Origin of the sequence: Crystallibacter permensis, from assembly GCF_025960875.1 — a bacterium.
Classification (GTDB): domain Bacteria; phylum Actinomycetota; class Actinomycetes; order Actinomycetales; family Micrococcaceae; genus Crystallibacter; species Crystallibacter permensis.
The window spans coordinates 48585-69631 of sequence record NZ_JAODLR010000019.1 but is presented as its reverse complement, the minus strand read 5'-3'; the positions used below and the strand labels follow the sequence as shown (position 1 = coordinate 69631).

Annotated in this window: 19 protein-coding genes; 13 read left to right on the top strand and 6 right to left on the bottom strand. The window is 64.8% G+C overall.

Translation table 11 applies throughout. The features are described from left to right. The first annotated feature begins 10 nt into the window (after positions 1-10). Positions 11-610, top strand: coding sequence for a maleylpyruvate isomerase N-terminal domain-containing protein (locus B0G38_RS18275; protein ID WP_264670741.1), 600 nt, complete (start codon positions 11-13; stop codon positions 608-610). 53 nt (positions 611-663) lie between these two features. On the opposite strand, the gene B0G38_RS18270 is transcribed toward B0G38_RS18275, so the two are convergent. Both B0G38_RS18270 and B0G38_RS18265 read right to left on the bottom strand, forming a co-directional pair. After that, the gene (locus B0G38_RS18270; RefSeq protein WP_264670740.1) at positions 664-1818 is read right to left on the bottom strand and encodes a sulfite oxidase; all 1155 of its coding nucleotides are present in this window, start codon (positions 1816-1818) and stop codon (positions 664-666) included. A gap of 31 nt (positions 1819-1849) precedes the next feature. Further along, positions 1850-2614, bottom strand: coding sequence for a Crp/Fnr family transcriptional regulator (locus B0G38_RS18265; protein WP_264670739.1), 765 nt, complete (start codon positions 2612-2614; stop codon positions 1850-1852). A gap of 181 nt (positions 2615-2795) precedes the next feature. On the opposite strand from B0G38_RS18265, the gene B0G38_RS18260 reads away from it, so the two are divergent. Next, positions 2796-3173, top strand: a complete 378-nt coding sequence (locus B0G38_RS18260) for a VOC family protein (protein ID WP_264670738.1) — start codon at positions 2796-2798, stop codon at positions 3171-3173. A 40-nt stretch (positions 3174-3213) separates the two neighbouring features. On the opposite strand, the gene B0G38_RS18255 is transcribed toward B0G38_RS18260, so the two are convergent. From B0G38_RS18255 to B0G38_RS18240, 4 genes are read right to left on the bottom strand one after another with little or no spacing between them, the layout of a single operon-like run. Next, positions 3214-3972 (bottom strand): iron ABC transporter ATP-binding protein, encoded by a 759-nt coding sequence (locus B0G38_RS18255; protein ID WP_264670737.1) that lies wholly within the window; start codon positions 3970-3972, stop codon positions 3214-3216. Then, positions 3969-4976, bottom strand: coding sequence for an iron chelate uptake ABC transporter family permease subunit (locus tag B0G38_RS18250; protein ID WP_319801264.1), 1008 nt, complete (start codon positions 4974-4976; stop codon positions 3969-3971). The genes B0G38_RS18255 and B0G38_RS18250 overlap by 4 nt, the downstream gene beginning before the upstream one ends. Further along, positions 4969-6000 (bottom strand): ABC transporter permease, encoded by a 1032-nt coding sequence (locus B0G38_RS18245; RefSeq protein WP_264670736.1) that lies wholly within the window; start codon positions 5998-6000, stop codon positions 4969-4971. Before B0G38_RS18245 ends, B0G38_RS18250 begins: the two co-directional genes overlap by 8 nt. A 51-nt stretch (positions 6001-6051) precedes the next feature. Next, complete coding sequence (locus B0G38_RS18240) at positions 6052-7005, bottom strand: siderophore ABC transporter substrate-binding protein (RefSeq protein WP_264670735.1); 954 nt, start codon at positions 7003-7005, stop codon at positions 6052-6054. Positions 7006-7448: 443 nt separating this feature from the next. Between B0G38_RS18240 and groES the strand changes: the two genes are divergently transcribed. The 11 genes from groES (at position 7449) to guaA (ending at position 21037) form a co-directional block, all read left to right on the top strand. Then, on the top strand, positions 7449-7745 hold the full coding sequence (groES, locus tag B0G38_RS18235; RefSeq protein ID WP_074701392.1) for a co-chaperone GroES: 297 nt from the start codon (positions 7449-7451) through the stop codon (positions 7743-7745). Between the two features lie 63 nt (positions 7746-7808). Beyond that, positions 7809-9419, top strand: a complete 1611-nt coding sequence (gene groL / locus B0G38_RS18230) for a chaperonin GroEL (RefSeq protein WP_264670734.1) — start codon at positions 7809-7811, stop codon at positions 9417-9419. Positions 9420-9580: 161 nt separating this feature from the next. Beyond that, a complete protein-coding gene (locus tag B0G38_RS18225) occupies positions 9581-11104 on the top strand; it encodes an outer membrane protein assembly factor BamB family protein (protein ID WP_264670733.1) in 1524 nt (507 codons plus the stop codon). Positions 11105-11244: 140 nt separating this feature from the next. Next, positions 11245-12750, top strand: coding sequence for an IMP dehydrogenase (guaB, locus tag B0G38_RS18220; protein ID WP_264670732.1), 1506 nt, complete (start codon positions 11245-11247; stop codon positions 12748-12750). Between the two features lie 398 nt (positions 12751-13148). Then, positions 13149-14339: a BtrH N-terminal domain-containing protein gene (locus tag B0G38_RS18215; protein WP_264670731.1), complete on the top strand. Its 1191-nt coding sequence runs from the start codon at positions 13149-13151 to the stop codon at positions 14337-14339. Between the two features lie 118 nt (positions 14340-14457). Further along, positions 14458-15597, top strand: a complete 1140-nt coding sequence (locus B0G38_RS18210) for a GuaB3 family IMP dehydrogenase-related protein (RefSeq protein ID WP_169993797.1) — start codon at positions 14458-14460, stop codon at positions 15595-15597. Positions 15598-15625: 28 nt separating this feature from the next. Beyond that, positions 15626-17350, top strand: coding sequence for a glycerol-3-phosphate dehydrogenase/oxidase (locus B0G38_RS18205; RefSeq protein ID WP_264670730.1), 1725 nt, complete (start codon positions 15626-15628; stop codon positions 17348-17350). A 38-nt stretch (positions 17351-17388) separates the two neighbouring features. After that, the gene (locus B0G38_RS18200; RefSeq protein WP_264670729.1) at positions 17389-17859 is read left to right on the top strand and encodes a PTS sugar transporter subunit IIA; all 471 of its coding nucleotides are present in this window, start codon (positions 17389-17391) and stop codon (positions 17857-17859) included. A 73-nt stretch (positions 17860-17932) separates the two neighbouring features. Then, complete coding sequence (locus B0G38_RS18195) at positions 17933-18769, top strand: SURF1 family protein (RefSeq protein ID WP_264670728.1); 837 nt, start codon at positions 17933-17935, stop codon at positions 18767-18769. Between the two features lie 8 nt (positions 18770-18777). After that, positions 18778-19275 carry a DUF3817 domain-containing protein gene (locus B0G38_RS18190; RefSeq protein ID WP_074703308.1) on the top strand — a complete coding sequence of 166 codons (498 nt, stop codon included), beginning with the start codon at positions 18778-18780 and terminating at the stop codon, positions 19273-19275. 172 nt (positions 19276-19447) lie between these two features. Beyond that, positions 19448-21037 (top strand): glutamine-hydrolyzing GMP synthase, encoded by a 1590-nt coding sequence (gene guaA / locus B0G38_RS18185; protein WP_264670727.1) that lies wholly within the window; start codon positions 19448-19450, stop codon positions 21035-21037. Positions 21038-21047 lie beyond the last annotated feature (10 nt).

The following is a 21047-nucleotide window of genomic DNA, read 5'->3' as shown; positions in this document are numbered from 1 at the left end:
TCATGGGCTCATGATCCCCGGAGCGGCAACGTACCTGGCGGCGGCACGGCACTTCCGCGAGGTGATGGCCCTGATCCCGGACAGTGCCTGGGACGAGCCGGGGCTGGGGGACTGGAACGTGCGGACGCTGGCCGGACATACCAGCCGCGCGCTGATTACCGTCCTGACGTATCTGGAGCGGCCGGCCCAAAATATCGACGTCGGATCCACCGCCGCGTACTATTCGGGGCTGAACTTCACGTCGTCGCCGGACATTACCGCCAGGGCGGTGGCTGCGGGGGAGGAGTTAGGGCCGGCGCCGCTTGAGACCGTGGACCGGCTGCTGGAGCAACTGGAAAACGTGGTGCCGGTGGTCCCGGACCGCGTGATCGAAACGATTGCCGGCGGAATGCGGTTCAGCGACTATCTGCCCACACGGATTTTCGAGCTGGCGGTGCACAGCCTGGATCTGGCGGCCGCCTGCGGCGTTCCGGCGTCGTTGTCTTCTGAAGTGGAGATGGCCGCGATGGAGGTGGCGATGGAAATTGCCGCCGCGCGGGGCGAGGGCAGCCTGCTGCTGCTGGCACTGACCGGAAGGGCTTCTCTGCCACCCGGTTTTTCCGTCGTGTGAGATGGTGGCGGACTGCGGGAGGCAGCTCGTAGGTTATCAAGGGCACCGTGGGTCTAGGGGAGTACGGTACCGTCCGAAACCGATGGCAGCACGGTGACTTGCAACCGCTGGACGGCGTTGTTGCCCATGCCCTGGTAGTTCCACTCCGGTTCAAGTGGCTGGATGTTCCCTACGGAGTCCTCGGCACGGCAAATCAATTCATGATCGCCCTCTTCGGCCTGCCAGGAGCAGGACCAGCCTTGCCACGCGTGCCTGCCATCCGGCTCGTCCAGTTGCGCCGGCAGCCAGCGGCCATCGACACTCACGTGGACAGACTTGATGGGACCGTATCCGGACCATGCACGGCCCACCAGGATGGTCTCGCCGGCCGGCACGATGGGCCGGCGGGAAGCGAAATCGGGAATGCCCGGGGGAGCCATGAGCGAGCGGACACGTATCCGCGTAACCGGTTCGCCTGGATCGTCGGCGTCCTGCTGCAAGCGGTAGGCAAAGCGCTGCTGGAAACCGTCGAAAGCGTGGGTAATGGCCTCGATGCTGTGGAGCCACTTCACGCTCGTCATGCCGTACCAACCGGGAACTATCAGACGAACGGGAAAGCCGTGCTGCGGCAGGAGCGGCTGGCCGTTCATCTCATAGGCCAGCAGGAGACCACCTGAGATAGCGGTCCGCACAGGCAGGCTGCGTTCATAGGCATGGGCCACACCTCCCTGAAATCCCCGGTCCGCTCCGCTGAAGACCAGCTCCACCGCATCCGGCCGCAGCCCGGCCTCATCCATAAGCGGCGTCAGCGGCGTACCCGTCCACTCCGCCGTACTAACGCCGCCATGGAGCCAAGGCTGGGACACGGGGCGCGGTTTTAGAAAAGCCCGGCCGTTGCCGGCGCACTCAAGAGTGACGCCCATGGACACTCTTTCCCTGAGACGGAGATCAGCCAGCGAGAACTCCAATGGCTCGGCGACCTCTCCGCCGATCTTCAGGCGCCAGCTGACCGGATCGATCATCGGAACATCCCAGTGCATGACCAGATAGTGCATGCCAGCGGGCGTCCGGTTCCAGCGCAGCAGCTCCAGCGGCATCGCGTGGTTGCGAGAGGCCAACAGCACTTCCTCCGGGCTGAAGTCGCCGGTAGTTGGTTCCGCGGCGTGCGGCTGTGGTGTGCTGTTGGTGGTGTGATCCGCTATGGGCGCCTGACCCAATGTTGTAGTCATGGATTGATGGTGCGCTTCTTCTGCCCCTATGTCAGGAACCTGGGTTCCATTTGCTCAGTTCGATGAGCCGCTCCGGCTCGAGAATCACAATGCGGTCCCGTTCGGTCCGGACTGTCCCGCTTTCACGGAGTTCGCGTAGGATCCGCACGACAACTTCCCGGGCGGATCCTACCGCGTCGGCAAGCTCCCGCTGGCTTGTCGTCACCACGAACTGGGGGTTTCCGGCTTCGTGGCTTCCGGCGCCGGCCGGGGAAGAGGCCAGCTGGCCGGAGGGCCCGCCGGGGCCTGCAAGATCGAGCAGGTGCCGTGCCACCCGTTGGCGGACGGAGGTGAAGGCAGCTCCCGGAATTTCCGCGATGAAGTGAAGCACCCTGTCGCTGAGCTCACGGATGAGGGCCACCGCCACGCGGCTGTCGCGAGCCGTCGTCTGGCGGACCACCGCGGGGGAGAACTGCACCAGTTTCATTTCGGTGAGGGCGAGCACCGTTGCCGGCATGGTGAACTCGTCGCTGAACAACGAGACCACGCCGATAAGGGACCCGCTTCGGCAGTACCGGACCGTGGCCGTTTTCCCATCGGGCGCCGTTACGAAGATCTTGGCCAGCCCGGAAACCACGAGCTCGAAGTGCACGGTGGCGTCGCCTTCACCATGGATCACGGAACCGGCGCTCACCGTTGCCAGCGAACTGCCGGCCAGCAGTTCTTCCAGCACTTGGGCCGGAATCGCGTGCAGATGTGAATCAGCTATGGCCCGGGCAATCCCGGTATCCGCAGTGGCCGATTCCAACCTGACCATGCTGACCTCCGTGTGAAGGGAGGCGACCCGCGGCGTCTCCTCGTCCTATGGTAGGAGCCTTCAGGGGGAAGATCGAGGGGCGCAGCGCGCCTAAGCGTCCCGCCCGCGCTATGGAAAATGCACCACCGCGATGCCAAGCTTGGTGGTGTTCAGTAATCCGTCATGCCCAAGGGAGAACATCGTGTTCACTGCCAAGCAAGCGGTCAGCAGTTTCAGCGTCAACGACACAGCTGCGGCGAAAAACTTTTATGGTCAGACCCTCGGCCTACCCGTTGCGGACGGGGACATGGGCACCCTGGATGTGACCATTCCCGGCGGGGCCACAGTGATGATTTACCCCAAGGAGAATCACGAGCCGGCCTCATTTACTGTCCTGAACTTCATTGTGGACGATGTGGAAGCCGCAGTGGATGAGCTTAACCAGGCCGGGGTGAAGACGGATATCTACGGCGGTGCGGATCTTCCCACGGATGCGAAGGGCATCATGCGCGGCAACGGTCCGGACATCGCCTGGTTCAAAGACCCGGCAGGAAACGTCCTGTCAGTGCTCAAAGCCTGAAAATAACGACGGCGGACGGCTGTCCTTAGCACTTAGTGCCTTAGGCGAAGTAGACGCCGATCCGGTTGCCCTCGATCTCCTCGATGCGGATGTCGATCTCGTAGACATCGCGCAGCACCTCCGGCTGCATGATCTGCGCGGGCGCGCCCTGATGCACCAGCCGCCCCTCGCGCATGGCCACAATATTGTCCGAGTAGCAGGAGGCGAAGTTGATGTCGTGGATAACCAGGACCACCGTCTTGCCCAGCTCGTCCGTCAGCCGCCGCAGCAGGCGCATCATCTCCACAGCGTGCTTCATGTCGAGGTTGTTCAGCGGTTCATCGAGCAGCAGGTAGTCCGTGTCCTGCGCGAGCACCATGGCGATGAAGGCGCGCTGGCGCTGGCCGCCGGAGAGCTCGTCCACGAACTTATCCGCCAGGGCGCCCAGGTCCAGGTAATCCAGCGCCTGGTCGATGTACGCCTTGTCTTCGATGCGGGGCCGCCCGCCGTGGTGCGGGAACCGCCCGAAACCCACCAGGTCGCGCACCGTCAGCCGGACCGTGAGCTGGTTGTCCTGACGCAGGATGGCCATTTTCCGGGCCAGTTCCCGGCCGGGGGTGTCGTTCACGTCGAGGCCATCGATGGTGACGGAGCCGGCGTCCATATCCAGCAGCCGGCTCATCATGGACAGCAGCGTGGACTTGCCGGCGCCGTTGGGACCGATGATCGAGGTGATGCCGCCGTCCTTGATGTAGCAGCTGACGTCGTCGACGACGGTCTGGGTGCCGTAGCGTTTGGAGACGCCGGAGACGTGGATCATTTGACTTTGCCTTTCAGCAGCAGGGCGATGAAGACGATGCCGCCCACAAATTCAATGACGATGCTCAGCGCCGTGTCGAAGGCGAAGACCTGCTCCAGCACCAGCTGGCCGCCCACCAGCGCGATGATGCCGAGCAGGACGGCGATGGCCAGCACTGAGGTGTGCCGGAAGTGCGAGCACAGCTGGTAGGCCAGGCTGGCCACCAGCAGCCCGAAGAACGTGATCGGGCCGACCAATGCCGTGGATACGGCCACCAGCACCGAGCAGATGATCAGAACGGAGATGACCGAACGTTTGTGGTCCACGCCGAGGTTCATCGCGGTTTCGCGGCCCAGCGAGAGCACGTCCAGCTGGTGGCGCATGCGCCAGGCCAGCACGCTGACGGCGGCGACGGCCAGCGCGGAAACGAGCAGCAGCAGCCCGTCCACGTTGTTGAAGCTGGCGAAGAAGAGGTCCTGCAGGATGATGAACTCGCTCGGATCAATCAGCCGCTGCAGCAGGGAGGAGATGCCGCGGAACATCGTGCCGAATACGATGCCCACCAGCAGCATCAGGTGCAGGCTCTTGCCCCCGCCGGTGAACAGCCAGCGGTAAAGCAGGAAGGAGAACGCCACCATGAGGGCCACTTCGATGACAAAGCGGGCCGGGGCGCCCATGGTCAGCAGCGCCTGGCCGCCGATGGCGAACGTCAGCCCGGTCTGGATCAGCATGTAGAGGGCGTCAAAACCCATGATCGACGGCGTCAGGATCCGGTTGGAGGTGACGGTCTGGAACAGCACGGTGGAGACCCCGACGGCGTAGGCCACCAGGATCATCGAGCCCACCTTGATGGCGCGGCGGGGCAGGATGTAACCGATGTTGCCGCGTAGGTCGATCAGCATGAAGACCGCCACCAGGGCCGCGGCCAGCACTGCGAGGACAATGATCCAGGTCTTCGGGGGGACGCCCTTGATGGGCCGGCGCTGATGCTGGGTCAGTGCCGTGGGGAGGCCGGTGCTAACCACGGCTTTCACGCTTTCGAAGGAGCAGATAAAGGAACATCGCGCTGCCGATGGCCGAGACAATGACGCCGACGGGAATTTCGTACGGGAAGCGGATGGTCCGGCCGATGATGTCGCAGACCAGGACAAACCCCGCGCCGAAAACGGCCACCCAGGGCACGGCCCGGCGGACATTGTCGCCAAAAATGATGGACACCAGGTTCGGCACGATCAGCCCGAGGAACGGAATGGACCCAATATTGACGACGACGACGGCGCTGATCAGCGAGACAATGATCAGGCCGAGGGTCATTACCCGGTTGTAATTCAGCCCGAGGTTGGTGGAGAACTCCTGGCCCATGCCGGCCATGGTGAAGCGGTCCGCGCAGAGGTAGCCGACCAGGGTCAGCACGGCGACGATCCAGAGCAGTTCGTAGCGGCCGCGCAGCACACCGGAGAAGTCGCCGATCATCCAGCTGTTAAGCGTCTGCAGCAGGTCATAGCGGTAGGCAAAGAATGTGGTGACGGCGGCAACCACGCCGCCCAGCATGATGCCCACCAAGGGAACCAGCAGCGTGTTGCGCAGCGGTATCCGGCGCAGCACCAGCAGGAAGAGCGCGGTGCCGGCGGCCGCGAATACGGTGGCCGTGGACATCTTTGCCAGCAGGGAGGCGCCGGGGACGGCCACCGTGACCACCAGGATGCCCAGCGACGCGGATTCCACCGTCCCCACGGTGGAGGGCTCGACGAACTTGTTGCGCGCCATGAGCTGCATGATCAGGCCTGCAACGCTCATGGCCATGCCGGCCAGGATGACGGAGATGGTCCGCGGCACCCGGCTGATCCAGAAAATATCCCACGCTGTCTGGTCGCCCGCGAGCAGTGCGGGCAGTGAAACGTCGCTGACCCCAACAAACATGCTGGCAATCGCGAGCGCGATAACGGCGGCACCGGCCACCGCCAGCTGGCCGCCGGAACCGCGCGGGCGTGCCAGAGCTACCCGGCCGGAGATTGCCGGGGTGGAGCGGGTCATCGTCGAGGAAGCCATGGTAGGTCTCTTCCGCTGCGGGCCGGATGCACCGGCCCGCAGCGGCATTGACTACTTGACCAGTGCTGCCTGTACTGCGCCGACCATGGAGTCGACGTTGTTCAGGCCGTAGCCCACCAGGTACCAGGAAGCGGAATCCAGGTAGGTGATGTTGTCGTTCTTGGCGGCATCGGTGCCGTCGACCAGTTCGTTGTCCAGGACTGCTGCGGCGGCCTTGCCCGCAGTCTCGCCGATGGCCGCATCGCGATCGATCACGAAGAGATGGGCCGGGTTCTTCTCGGCAATGAATTCGAAGGAGACGGCCTCGCCGTGCGAGCCCTCGGACTTGACGTCGGCCGCGGTCTGCACGCCCAGGACATCGTGGACGATACCGAAGCGCGAACCGGCGCCGTAGGCGGTGAGTTCCCCGCCGCTGGTCATCAGCACCAGGCCGGTACCGGCGTCGGCAGCGGCCGCCTTGGTCTCCTCGATCTTGGTATCGATCGCGGCCAGCTGCTCCTCGACCTCGGCTTCCTTGCCGAAGATCTCGCCGAGCGTGGTGGAAACTTCCTTGAAGCTCTCGACCGGTGCGGCGGCATCAACGCTGAGGTCGATGGTCGGGGCGATCTTGCTCAGTTCCTCGTAGGCACCGGCAGTGCGCCCCGAAATGATGATCAGATCCGGAGCGCCTTCGCTGATCGCTTCGAAATCCGGTTCCTTCATGGAGCCGATCTTGGTGACCGAATCCTCGCCGTACTTGGCCAGCGACTCCGGGTACTGCGCCGTCGGAGCACCGTCAACCTCAACGCCGAGAGAATCCAGGCTGTCCAGCGCGCCAAGATCAAAGCTGTAGACGGTCTCGGGGTTGGCTGGAACCTCGGTGGAACCCTGTGCGTGCTCAACGGTAATGGTCTCCGCGTTGGCATTGGCATCGGCTGCCCCGGCGTCCTGGCCGCAGGCGCTCAGCGCCAGCAGCGAGGCAACGGCCGAGACTGCCAGGAGGCGGGACTTCACTGACTTATTCATAAATGGCTCCAGGAAAATCGGGTGCTCGGGCACCTCCCGGTACCCGCCGCAATAGATCACAAAATCATTGGCTAATTCTTGCGCGCCTTCGAACCGTATCGGGTTAGGTTAGCCTTAGGCAACTTCCCTGCAGAAAAATGTCCTTAAGCAACAACAGCACCAAACAACGACGGCGGACGGCGCATCCGGATGCACTCTGGCTGGCGCTGGAACCGGTAGCCGGGCCGGTCATACGAGCCGATGTGGGGGCTCGCGCAAGGGGGGCGTTGCGACGCTTTTGGCACTCACCTTGACCGAGTGCTAATCCGGCACATAGAGTCTTATTAGCACTCTCCCCGTGCGGGTGCTAATTATTCAAGGAACCTCCTGCCGGCACCGCGACGACGGCAGAAAAGTCCTTGGCCAAAGAACCTATTCGTAGCTCATGCAAAGGAGAGAGCCGAGTGTCGGTCTCTATTAAGCCTCTTGAGGATCGTATTGTTGTCCGCCCGCTCGAAGCAGAGCAGACCACGGCTTCAGGCCTGGTCATCCCGGACACCGCCAAGGAAAAGCCGCAGGAAGGTGAAGTTGTCGCAGTAGGCCCCGGCCGCGTTGATGACAACGGAAACCGCGTCCCGGTCGATGTAGCCGAGGGCGACGTCGTTATCTACTCCAAGTACGGCGGAACCGAAGTCAAGCACAGCGGCCAGGAGTACCTCGTACTCTCCGCCCGCGACGTGCTGGCGATCGTCGTCAAGTAGTTTTCCGATGACCCCGGCCAGGCAACTGGCCGGGGTTTTTGGTCCAATAAGGAGAATTAATAAATGGCAAAGCAGTTGAAGTTTGACGATGCCGCCCGCAAAGCTCTGGAAGCCGGCGTCGACAAGCTGGCCAACACCGTCAAGGTGACCCTGGGCCCGCGCGGACGCAACGTCGTGCTGGACAAGAAGTGGGGCGCACCCACCATCACCAACGACGGTGTGACCATCGCCCGCGAGATCGAACTCGAGGACGCCTACGAGAACCTTGGCGCACAGCTGGCCAAGGAAGTTGCCACCAAGACCAACGACGTAGCCGGTGACGGAACCACTACGGCAACCGTCCTGGCCCAGGCACTCGTCAAGGAAGGCCTGCGCAACGTAGCCGCAGGTGCAGCTCCCGGTGCACTCAAGCGCGGCATCGAGGTTGCTGTCGAGGCAGTCTCGGCACGTCTGCTGGAGAACGCCCGTGAGGTCGAGGGCAAGGTTGCCGAAGTGGCTACCATCTCGGCCCAGAGCCCCGAGGTCGGCGAGCTGCTGGCCAAGGCTTTCGAGCAGGTCGGCAAAGACGGTGTCATCACCATCGAGGAGGCCTCCGGTCTGCAGACCGAACTGGTCCTCACTGAAGGCATGCAGTTCGACAAGGGCTACCTGTCGCCGTACTTCGTCACCGACGCTGAGCGCCAGGAAGCTGTCCTGGAAGACGCCCTGATCCTGATCAACCAGGGAAAGATCTCCACGGTGCAGGAATTCCTGCCGCTGCTGGAGAAGGCGCTGCAGGCCGGCAAGCCGCTGTTCATCATTGCCGAAGATATCGACGGCGAAGCGCTGTCCACCCTCGTGGTCAACAAGATCCGCGGCACCCTGAACGTGGTTGCCGTCAAGGCTCCCGGCTTCGGCGACCGCCGCAAGGCCATGCTGCAGGACATCGCTACCCTGACCGGTGCCCAGGTTGTTTCTCCGGACCTCGGTCTGAAGCTGGACCAGGTCGGCCTCGAAGTTCTGGGTTCGGCACGCCGCATCACCGTGACCAAGGACGCCACCACCATCGTTGACGGTACCGGCTCCGAGTCCGATGTTGCGGACCGTATTGCGCAGATCCGCGCCGAAGTCGAGCGCACCGATTCCGATTGGGACCGCGAGAAGCTGCAGGAACGCCTGGCCAAGCTGGCCGGCGGTATCGGCGTTATCAAGGTCGGCGCAGCCACCGAAGTTGAGATGAAGGAAAAGAAGCACCGTATCGAGGACGCAGTGTCCTCCACGCGTGCTGCCCTGGAAGAGGGCATCGTGGCCGGCGGCGGTTCCGCCCTGGTCCACGCCGCCCAGGCCCTGGACACCGATCCCAACGTTCTGGCTCTCAAAGGCGACGCGGCCACCGCCGTCGGGCTTGTCCGCCGCGCGCTGGTCCAGCCGTTGCGCTGGATCGCCGAGAACGCTGGCTACGAAGGCTTCGTGGTCGTTTCCAAGGTTGCTGAGCTTGAGGTCAACAACGGCTTCAACGCCGCCACCGGGAAGTACGAGGACCTGGTTGCCGCCGGCGTCATCGATCCGGTCAAGGTGACTCGTTCCGCGCTGGTCAACGCTGCATCCATTGCCGCGCTGGTCCTGACCACCGAAACTCTGGTCGTCGAGAAGCCGGCCGAGGACGAGGACGGCCACGCAGGCCACAGCCACTAAGACCGCAGCGCCCGCGCTTCGCTCTCAGTAGCCGCAGAAAGGGATCCGGCCAGTTCACACTGGCCGGATCCCTTTGGCATTTAAGCCGGGAGGGTTCGAAGTTATCCACAGGTGGGCGCAACCGTTGGCGAAGTCCGCGTCCCTTTCTGTTGACTGTGCCCATGGGAAGAACCAGGTACAGTCTCAAGACCACGCTGACAGCACTGATGGCACCGGCATTGGCGGGGGCGCTCCTCGCGGGATGCAGCGCCGATGTCGAAGCTTCCTCCGCAGAAGGCAGCGCCGCTGCTCAAGCCGCTGAAAATAGCAGGCCGGCCGAGGAGCTGTGGAGCACCAAACTCAATGTTGTTGGCCAGCCACAGGTTAAGGATGGCACGGCGTTCGTTTACGTGAGCGATGGCAGGAAGCTGGAGTTGGCTGCAGTTGATGTGGCCACCGGCAAGATCCAGTGGAAGCATGCTGCAAGCCCCGGAGATGATTACGTTGGCAATCCGCCGTACGTCGCGTTCCTGGAACAGGCCGACGGTAAGAACCTCGTGGCATTCATCGCGCCCGGCGACTTCAGCTATCCCACTATCAAGGAAGCATGGTGGCCGTGGCTGGACCGTGTCCAGATCCGGAACATCGACACCGGCGATATCGTCCATAACACCGGGGGAATGGTGGTGGACCAGTCCCCGGAAGTCTGCCGGGACGATCCAGCAGCCCTGTGCCTGATCTCAACAAGCGAGCGGGCCGGACCGGGAATGCGCCTCGAAGCCGGAGCCCCGGACCTTGTTCCGGACCCGTTGTGGGCGGGCTTGCCTGCGGGCGCGCAGCCAATGCCCGGCGGACGCCTGTACCTTTACGGCGAGGACGGCGGAGATTTCGGGATTGGCGAAGTCCGTGATGGAGAATCAGCGTGGCAGCTCGACGCAGCCGCTGCCTTCGGACCCGGCATCACCTTTGGATCGGCGGCCTTCAGCCTCTATCTGGAAGACGAAGACGCCTACTTGCTGCATTCGGAGCTCAAACCGGACGGTGAATCAGAATCGGTGGATCTGGCCACAAACCGCATAACCGCCTTGGAAGGTGGAACCGGTGCCCGGCTGTGGTCGGCGCCGGGAACGGATTGCAATGACCAGTTCGACACCGGCCCGCACAAACTAAAGGATGGCGCCTGGCTGGGAATCCGGTGCCTGACCAGCGGCAAAGCGCTCTTCGACGATGGCGATATTGCTTCTTTCGATGGCCTGGATGTGGTCATTGAGGGCTACGACCTCTTGACTGGCGAGTCGAAATGGCAACTGGAGGCAGGTGCTGATGAGGATCTGGTCACCGGCCCGGCTGCGGCAAATTCCGGAGAAGACTTGTCGCAGCGCATTGAGCTAAACGACAAGCCGGTTCTCCTCGACGTGGCATCGGGCAAAACGTCACCGGTGCCTGTCGTAGCGGCTGAAGAGGCAGTGCAGCATGTCTGTTTTATCGAGGGCAGCTACGAATTCTGGCGGGCGTCCCACCCTGGAGGCAAGGCCCCCACTGAGCGGAGCGGCGGGTACCTGGCGACCCCCTGTGCCGGCGGAGAAGGTCTGCCACCTTCCCTGGCCGCGGTCAGGGATGCAGGAGTCGGCGCCGACGGAGCCTTCCTGATCGCGTATGAGGGGAGGCTCACGGCGTACAAGGCACCGGAAGAAGACGCGGCTTGAGTTAGTTCCACCACATGGGTGCGGGAACGAAATAGAGCCGGGTGGCAAATGGTTTTAGGATGTAACTATCCACCTCTGTACCGGTAACCCCCGCGACATTGGCCGCTCCCCATTCCGGTGTATCTCCGAAAGGCCGCACAGTGACTGAAGAATTTAACCCGTTCGCCTTCGAGGGCTTGACCTACGACGACGTGCTGCTGCTGCCCGGCCCGACAGATGTCATCCCCTCCGAGGCTGACACCAGCTCCCGGCTGTCCAAGCGCATCACAGTCCAGACCCCGCTGCTTTCGGCGGCGATGGATACCGTGACCGAGTCCCGGATGGCCATCGCGATGGCACGCCAGGGCGGCCTCGGCGTGATCCACCGCAACCTCTCCATCCAGGACCAGGCCGAGCACGTGGACCGGGTCAAGCGCAGCGAATCGGGCATGATCACCAATCCGGTGACCATCTCCCCGGACGCGACCCTGGCTGAACTGGACGAGCTCTGCTTCAACTACCGGGTGTCGGGTCTGCCCGTGGTGGACACGGACGGGAAGCTGCTGGGTATCTGCACTAACCGCGACACCCGCTTTGTGCCCCGCGCGGACTACCCGACCACCAAGGTCCACGAGGTGATGACCGCCATGCCGCTGATCACCGGCAAGGTCGGCATCAGCCGGCCCGATGTGATCGAGCTGCTGGGCAAGAACCGGATCGAGAAACTGCCGCTGGTCGACGACGCCGGAATGCTGCAGGGCTTGATTACGGTCAAGGACTTCGACAAGGCCGAGCAGTACCCGCTGGCCACCAAGGACGATGAGGGGCGCCTGCGCGTCGGCGCAGCCATCGGTTTCTTCGGTGACGGTTACGAACGCGGCATGACCATGATCGACGCCGGCGCCGACCTGCTCGTCGTCGACACGGCCAACGGCCACAGCAGCGGCGTGCTGGACATGATCGCCCGGCTGAAGAAGGATCCGGCCGCGGCCCACGTGGACATTATCGGCGGGCAGGCTGCCACCCGCGAGGGTGCCCAGGCCCTGATCGATGCCGGTGCCGATGCCATCAAGGTAGGTGTGGGTCCTGGCTCCATCTGCACCACCCGCGTGGTGGCCGGCGTCGGCGTGCCGCAGGTGACCGCGATCTACGAGTCCGCCAAGGCAGCTATCCCGGCCGGCGTGCCACTGATCGCCGACGGCGGTCTGCAGTACTCGGGCGACATCGGAAAGGCCCTGGTTGCCGGCGCCGATACCGTGATGCTGGGGTCGCTGCTCGCCGGTGCGGCCGAAAGCCCGGGCGACTTGGTGTTCGTCAACGGCAAGCAGTTCAAGGCCTACCGCGGCATGGGATCACTGGGTGCCATGCAGACCCGGGGCAAGAACACCTCCTACTCCAAGGACCGCTACTTCCAGGCAGACGTACCGGATGACGAGAAGCTGATTCCGGAAGGCATTGAAGGCCAGGTACCGTACCGCGGCCCCCTCTCCGCAGTCGCGCACCAGCTGGTCGGCGGCCTGCGCCAGACGATGTTCTACACCGGCGCCCGTACCATCGCCGAGCTCAAGGAAAAGGGCAAGTTCGTCCGAATTACCGGAGCCGGGCTCAAAGAGTCCCACCCGCACGACATCATGATCACGGCCGAGGCTCCGAACTACAAGCGGTAGCAACAGCAGTACAAGCGTTAGTCGCACTGCGCAGCGACCGGTTCCAGCAACCGGTTCCGGCAACCGCCAGTAGCATCAGACGAAGGCCCAGGCACTCAAGCCCGGGCCTTCGTCGTCGTTAGGCGTATCCGTTTACTGCATGCGTTTCGCGCTCCTTCTGTGCCGTGTTGTGCTGCCGGTTGCCGTCGGCACCGTGCCTGTTGTGCGTCGGCGGCGGTCCTATAGGCTGGGATCGGCGACGCCCATCGCCTAACTCCCTTCACCGGCACCCACGCGGCCGGGAACCGCGGGAGCAAAGGAGGTCCAGCCTCCGGGTGAACGACCATGTGAACATTTTTTTGCGATGTGTTGGCGTCAGCGGTGCGTGGGGCCGGACGTCGACGCGTGCAGAAAGAGACATGATGGTCCAGCACAAGCACTTCAAGTCCCGTGTCCGCGAACGCATGCAGAAGACTGGCGAGAGTTACACGACAGCCCGCCTGCAGCTGCTCAAGGACCTGCCGACCGAACCGTCCCTGCCGGGCCTGCTGCCCGGTTACCCCGCCGGCGCGCCGCTGGTGCAGCGCGACGCAGGGCTGTGGCAGCACGTCCTGGCCCAAGCCGGGGTCGAAAATCCGGCCACCGGCACACCCTTTACCGAAGCGATGCTTTCCGGACTGGCCGGCGGCATCGGCTTCATGGTGTTCACTTTCGAATACGAACAAATCACGACGGCGACGATTGTCACCCGTTTCCATCCCGGCCCCTACGTGGGCAATCTGCTGAACCGCTGTGGAGCGGTTGTGGAGGAGAAGTCCACCACCAGCACCAAAGCAGCCCAGGACAATCTGGACGCCGCGCTGGAAGCCGGCCGCGCCGTCGTCGTCAGGGTTACCCAGGGCGCCTTGCCTTGGTACCACTCGGATGCTCTGGAGTACAGCGACTCGGTGGATGTGGTGGTGGCCGGCAAGACCAACGGCGAATACCTGATTGACGACGGCGGCCGGCAGTTGTACGGCGCAACGGCCGCCGAGTTGGCAGGCGCGCGCGGCAAACGCAAGAAGGACAAGCACTGGCAGGCTTCGGTGGTCGATCCCGGCGAGACCACCGTGGACCAGCTGCGCCAGAGCGTCCTGGAGTCGGTGGCGGAAACGGCCGGCGTGCTGCTGGGTACGGTCCCGCCGGCCGGCGTCCCCGCGCGCGTGGCGAAAAATTTCGGGCTGGCCGGGATGCAGACCTGGACCGGGCGGCTGCGCGATACCAGGACCAAGAAAGGCTGGCCCGCCATGTTCGCCGACGAGCAGCGCCTGCGGTTCGGACTGGAACGGATCAAGGAGTGCCTGGCGGGAACCGGCTGGGGAGGGCCGGCTGCGCTGCGGCCGCTCTACTCCCGGTTCCTGTCCGAGGCGGCAGCATTGGAGGGCCTGGACCGGCTGCAGCAGCCGGCGCAGCTGTACGCTGCCGCCGGCGAGCGGTGGCAGCAGCTGGCCGACGCCGTCGATCCGCAGTGTCCTGCAGAAGGGCGGACCGCTCACTTCGCCGCTCTGGCAGACCGGATGGAGGACATCCACGCGGCGGAGGAGGCCGCGGCGAAGTCCTTGTCCGGGTGAGCTGCCCGCACATGAGGGCCGGCCAGCGCCGGACTGTGGACGGACTGTGGGCGGACGCAGCTGTCCACAGTCCGCGTCCCGGCCCGGCGTGCGCGCCGTGGTGGGATAACCTAGAGCCGTGACTTACGAGATTGAGATTGGCCGTGGCAAGCGTGGGCGCAGAGCCTACTCCCTGGATGATGTAGCGATTGTTCCCTCGCGGCGCACGCGTGATCCCCAGGACGTCTCCGTCAGCTGGCAGATCGATGCGTACCAGTTCGAGATGCCGGTGATCGCGGCCCCGATGGACTCGGTCATGTCCCCGGCCACGGCTATCGCGGTCGGCAGGCTTGGCGGGCTGGGTGTGCTCAACCTCGAAGGTTTGTGGACCCGCTACGAAGACCCGCAGCCGATGCTCGATGAGATCTCCGCGCTGAGCGAGGAGAGCTTCAGCCCCGCCGCCACCAAGCGGATGCAGGAGATCTACGAGGCTCCGATCCAGGCGGACCTGATCACCTCGCGCCTGGCCGAGATCCGTGAAGCCGGTGTGACGGTGGCCGGCTCCCTGACGCCGCAGCGCACCCAGGAGTTCTACAAGACCGTGCTCGCCGCCGGCGTGGACATTTTCGTGATCCGCGGCACCACGGTTTCCGCCGAGCACGTTTCCCGGGAGCACGAGCCGCTGAACCTCAAGCAGTTCATCTACGAACTGGACGTTCCCGTGATCGTCGGCGGCGCCGCGGGCTACACCCCCGCCCTGCACCTGATGCGCACCGGTGCAGCCGGTGTCCTGGTGGGCTTCGGCGGCGGCGCAACAACGACGACGCGGCGCGCGCTGGGTATCCATTCGCCCCTCGCCTCGGCGATCTCGGATGTGGCCGGGGCACGCCGCGACTACATGGACGAGTCCGGCGGCCGCTATGTCCACGTCATTGCCGACGGCGGCCTGGGCACCAGCGGGGACATCGTCAAGGCCATCGCCATGGGCGCGGATGCCGTCATGCTCGGCGCCGCCCTGGCCCGCGCCGAGGAGGCTCCGGGCCGCGGCTGGCATTGGGGCCAGGAAGCCCACCACCACGAGCTGCCTCGCGGAGACAGGGTCAGGATCGGCACGGTCGGGCCGCTGGCCGAGGTGCTCTACGGGCCCTCACACCACACTAACGGCACGTCCAACCTGGTGGGCGCGCTGCGCCGGTCCATGGCCACTACGGGCTACTCGGACCTGAAGGAGTTCCAGCGGTGCGAGGTAGTCCTCTCGCCGTACATATCCAACGAGTGATCCGCCGATGCCGGGAGGCTGACTAAGTATGAGTTCCGGAGCCATGAGTCCTGAAAGCCGTGAGGAGGCCCTGGCCGCCCTGCGGGCAACGCAGGAGCACGACCGGGAACTGGACATACTGATAGTCGGCGGGGGAGTGGTCGGCGCCGGCGCTGCGCTGGACGCTGTCACCCGCGGCCTCGACGTCGGCATCGTGGAAGCCCGGGACTGGTCGTCCGGCACGTCCTCCCGGTCCTCCAAGCTCATCCACGGCGGGCTGCGCTACCTGGAGATGCTGGACTTTGCCTTGGTCCGTGAAGCCCTGCAGGAACGCGGCCTGCTGCTGCAGCGCATCGCGCCGCATCTGGTCCGCCCGGTGCCTTTCCTCTATCCGCTGACCAAACGGTTCGTCGAGCGTCCCTACGTGGGCGCCGGCGTCGCGCTTTATGATGCATTATCGGTGGCCAGCGGGTACGGCCGCGGAGTGCCGTTCCACAAGCACCTGTCGCGGCATGGCACCTTGCGCGCGGCTCCGAGCCTGAAAAAGGACGCCTTCGTTGGCTCCATCCGCTACTACGACGCACAGGTCGACGACGCGCGGTTCGTGGTCAACCTGGTCCGGACGGCGGCGGAGTACGGGGCGCATGCCGCCAACCGGCTCAAGGTCATCAACTTCCTGCGCGAGGGCGAACGCGTGGTCGGAGCGCGCGTCCGCAACCAGGAAGACGGCACCGAGTTCGACATCCGGGCCAAACAGGTGGTCAATGCCACCGGAGTCTGGACCGACGAAACCCAGGCCATGGTCACCGAGCGCGGCCAGCTGAAAGTGCGGGCCTCGAAGGGCATCCACCTGGTGGTGCCCCGGGACCGCTTCCAGTCCACCGTGGGGCTGATCCTGCGGACCGAAAAGTCCGTGCTGTTCGTCATCCCCTGGGGCCGGCATTGGATCATCGGCACCACGGATACGGGCTGGGACCTGGACAAGGCACACCCGTCGGCGTCGTCCAAGGACATCGACTATTTGCTCGAGCACGTGAACCAGGTGCTCAGCCGCCCGCTGACCCGCGAAGACGTGGAAGGCGTATACGCCGGCCTGCGGCCGCTGCTGGCAGGCGAAAACGATGACACGGCCAAGCTCTCGCGCGAACACGTTGTCGCCCATCCCGTTCCCGGGCTGGTGGTAGTGGCGGGCGGCAAGTACACCACCTACCGCGTCATGGCCAGGGACGCGGTGGACGAAGCCGCGCGTGCCCTGGACGAGCGCGTGCCGCCGAGCTGCACGGAGATTGTCCCGCTGCTCGGAGCCTCCGGGTTCAAGGCGAAGTGGAACAAGCGCAGCCGCATGGCCGACCGCGCGGGGATCCATGTGGCCCGGGTGGAGCACCTGCTCAACCGCTACGGCTCCATGACGGATGAAGTGCTGGACATCATCACCGGCAGTCCCGAACTGGCCGAGCCGCTGCCGGGTGCGGACGACTATTTGCAGGCAGAAATCGTCTACGCCACCACGCATGAGGGGGCCCGGCACATCGACGACGTGCTCACCAGGCGTACCCGGATCTCCATTGAGGCCTGGGACCGCGGTGTCTCCGCCGCCCCCGTAGTAGCGGCCCTCATGGCGCCGCTGCTGCACTGGAGCGACGAGCAGGAAGCGCGGGAAGTCAAGCACTACCTTGCCAGAGTGGAAGCCGAGCGGCTCAGTCAGGAACAGCCCGACGACATCTCCGCCGACAGCGCGCGCATGGGTGTGGACGACATTGTCCCGCTCAGCTGAGGGACCGGCAGTGTGCACGGATGGAGGCACAGATACCGATGACTGAACTCGAACTGACCACGCCGGCCCTGGTGCTGCTGGACCTGGTGGCGGCGGACAAGCAGGATGCCACCGCGCAGCTCGCCGGAACACTGCATGCAGCCGGCCGTATCTCGGATCTGGACGGTTTTCTGGCACAGGTCAATGCCCGGGAACACCAGCTGGCCACCGGGCTGCCCGGCGGCGTGGGCCTGCCGCACGCCCGTAGCGAATTCGTGCAGCACACCTCCATCGCCGTGGGGGTGACGAAATTCGGCCACAGCCTCGATTTCGGTGCCGTGGACGGACCGGCCAACCTCGTGCTGCTGATGGCAACGCCGGCCGCCTCGTTTTCGGAGCACCTGGAGGTGCTGGCCACACTGGCGCGGTCCCTAATGAAAGAGAACTTCCGTGAGTCGCTGCGCCGGGCCTATGACCCGGGCGTGATTGCCGAGCTGATCAACTCCACCATCGACTTCTCCGATTCCTGAGGCAACCCGCCGACGGTGGCGAAGAGCCGCGGGCAGATTCGTTTTCTACAGAGGCACGAAGTAGGGTTAATAGGTGCTGAAAACTGCCCTCAAACCCCGCTGGATCGCGGCGTTGGTGCTGGCACTGGTCGTTTCGACAGTCTTTGTACTCTTGAGCCAGTGGCAGTTTTCTGCATCCCAAAACGAGGCCCCGCCGCCGCCCGGCCAGACCGAAACCGTCCAGCCGCTGACCGAGGTCTTTGAGCCCGGCACGCCGATGCACGCTTCGCAGGCCGACCAGATGGTCAGCATCGACGGCCGGTTCCGTCCGGCGGACCAGGTGCTGGTGCAGACCCGGCTGCAGGACGGCGAGGAGGGGTACTGGGTAGTCACCGCGTTTACCGTGGACGGTGCTCCCGAACAGAACGGCGAGCACGTTTTTATCCCCGTTGTCCGCGGTTGGGTGGCGGATCCGGCGGACGCGACGACGGCGCCGGAAGGTGAGGCGACCGTCGTCGGACGGCTGTTGCCGACCGAAGCACCGGTCCCGGGGCAGACCCCGCCGGGGGAAGTGCCCACCCTGTCCGTGGCGGAACTGATCAACCTCTGGAATGCCCCGGCGTATGCAGGGTTTGTGGTCGGCACTGACTTCACCGTGGCGGGCGAGGAGCTGGGCACGGCCACCGCCGGCACCGCCATGGAACCGGTTGTCGTGGGCCCGCAGCCACAGGAGACGCCGGTCAACTGGATGAACATCTTCTACGCGGTGGAGTGGGTAGTCTTCGCCGGCTTCGCCATCTTCCTCTGGTGGCGGCTCGTCGCCGACGACTACCGCCGGACGCTCGAGGACGAAGAATTCGCCGCTGAAGAGGCCCGCTATCTGGCCGGCCTTCAGGGCGGCACCGATAAAAACAACGAGGTAAGCAAGTGACAGATAACGTGAACCAGCCGAACCCGGATGCCCCGCAGGCTCCCGCCAAGGCCCGCCCTGCCAAGCGGCGTTACGGCGGCACACACGCCCAGATCCGCTCGGCGCTGACGTTCTACAAGGTCACTTCCTACATCACCGGCGTCATGCTGCTGCTGCTCTGCGCCGAGATGATCCTGCGTTACGGCTTCAACCTGTTCCTCTTCGCCGGAGCCACCAATACGCTCACCGGGGAGACCTTCGCACTCGGCCTGGCGCAGGCGGAACCGTCGGTGGTTGAAGGTGTCAATCTCTCCATCGCCGTCCTGATTGCCCACGGCTGGCTCTACGTGCTGTATCTGATCGCCGATTTCCGGTTGTGGTCCCTGATGCGCTGGCCGTTCACCCGGTTCATCCTGATCGCCCTGGGCGGTGTCATCCCGTTCCTCTCGATCCTGCTGGAAAAGCGTGTCCACCGGCAGGTGGAAGAAGACCTGGCCGAGCATCCCGAAGCGGCCAAGCGCTACTAAGCCATGGTTTGAACCCAGGCGAGCAAAAACCCAAGCGGACGACGGCGGTACCCACCCGCCGTCGTCCGCTGGCGTTAACAACCGGAACAACCGGAACCGCCGGAACAGTACTACCGACGGCGCGCCTGAGGCCAATGTGCAAGCAGCCGCGCGCGGCGACTATCCTTAGTGGGTGACTAATCCAGCCCCCGCCGCCACGGACCACCGGCCCGTACTTGTCGTTGACTACGGGGCCCAGTATGCGCAGCTGATCGCCCGCCGCGTACGCGAGGCCAACGTGTATTCCGAAATCGTCCCGCACACCCACACCACCGAGCAGCTGCTGGCCAAGAACCCGGCCGCCATCATCCTCTCCGGCGGGCCGTCCAGCGTCTACGCCGACGGCGCACCGCGCGTCGGTGCCGACCTTTTCGAGGCCGGTGTCCCGGTTCTCGGCATCTGCTACGGGTTCCAGGCCATGGCAAACGCCCTGGGCGGCAAGGTTGCCCAGACCGGACTCCGCGAATACGGGGCAACGGACACCACCATGGTGGGCGAGGCCCGCTCCATTCTCGAAGGTGTGCCGGAAACGCAGAACACCTGGATGAGCCACGGCGACTCGGTGCACGAAGCTCCGGAGGGCTTCGAGGTCCTCGCCAGCACGGCCGGCGCCCCGGTGGCCGCCTTCGCGAACGAGGCGAAGGCGCTGTACGGCGTGCAGTGGCACCCGGAGGTCAAGCACTCGGCCCACGGCCAGCAGGTTCTGGAGAACTTCCTGTTCAAGGGCGCCAAGGTGGAGCCGAACTGGACCACCGGCAACATTCTCGAAGAGCAGGTCGAGCGCATCCGCGAGCAGGTCGGCACGTCGCGCGTGATCTGCGGGCTCTCCGGCGGCGTGGACTCCGCCGTGGCCGCCGCCCTGGTGCAGCGCGCCGTGGGGGACCAGCTGACCTGTGTGTTCGTGGACCATGGTCTGCTGCGCGAAGGCGAAGCCGAACAGGTGGAGCGGGACTTCGTCGCCGCCACCGGCGTGAAGCTGTACGTGGCCAACGAGCAGGAGCGCTTCCTGAGTGCGCTGGCCGGTGTCAGCGATCCGGAAACCAAACGCAAGATCATCGGCCGCGAGTTCATCCGCGCCTTCGAAGAGGCCGAGCGCGCCATCATCGCGGAAGCCGCGGCGGAGGGCGAGAGCATCAAATTCCTGGTCCAGGGCACCCTGTACCCGGACGTCGTCGAGTCCGGCGGCGGCGAGGGTGCTGCGAACATCAAGAGCCACCACAATGTCGGCGGCCTGCCCGAGGACCTGCAGTTCGAACTGGTGGAGCCGCTGCGCACACTGTTCAAGGACGAGGTACGTTCCGTTGGCGCCCAGCTGGGCCTGCCGGCCGAGATCGTGGGCCGCCAGCCGTTCCCCGGTCCGGGGCTGGGCATCCGCATCGTCGGCGACATCACCGCCGAGCGACTGGAGCTGCTGCGCAAGGCGGACGCGATTGCCCGCGCTGAGCTGACCGCTGCCGGCCTGGATAACGAAGTCTGGCAGATGCCCGTGGTGCTGCTCGCCGACGTGCGCAGCGTCGGGGTCCAGGGCGACGGCCGCACCTACGGCCACCCGATTGTGCTCCGCCCCGTCTCCAGCGAGGACGCCATGACCGCGGACTGGTCCCGGCTGCCTTACGACCTGCTGGCGCGGATTTCCAACCGCATCACCAACGAGGTCGACGGCGTGAACCGCGTGGTTCTCGATGTCACCAGCAAGCCGCCGGGAACCATTGAGTGGGAGTAACCCCGACGGG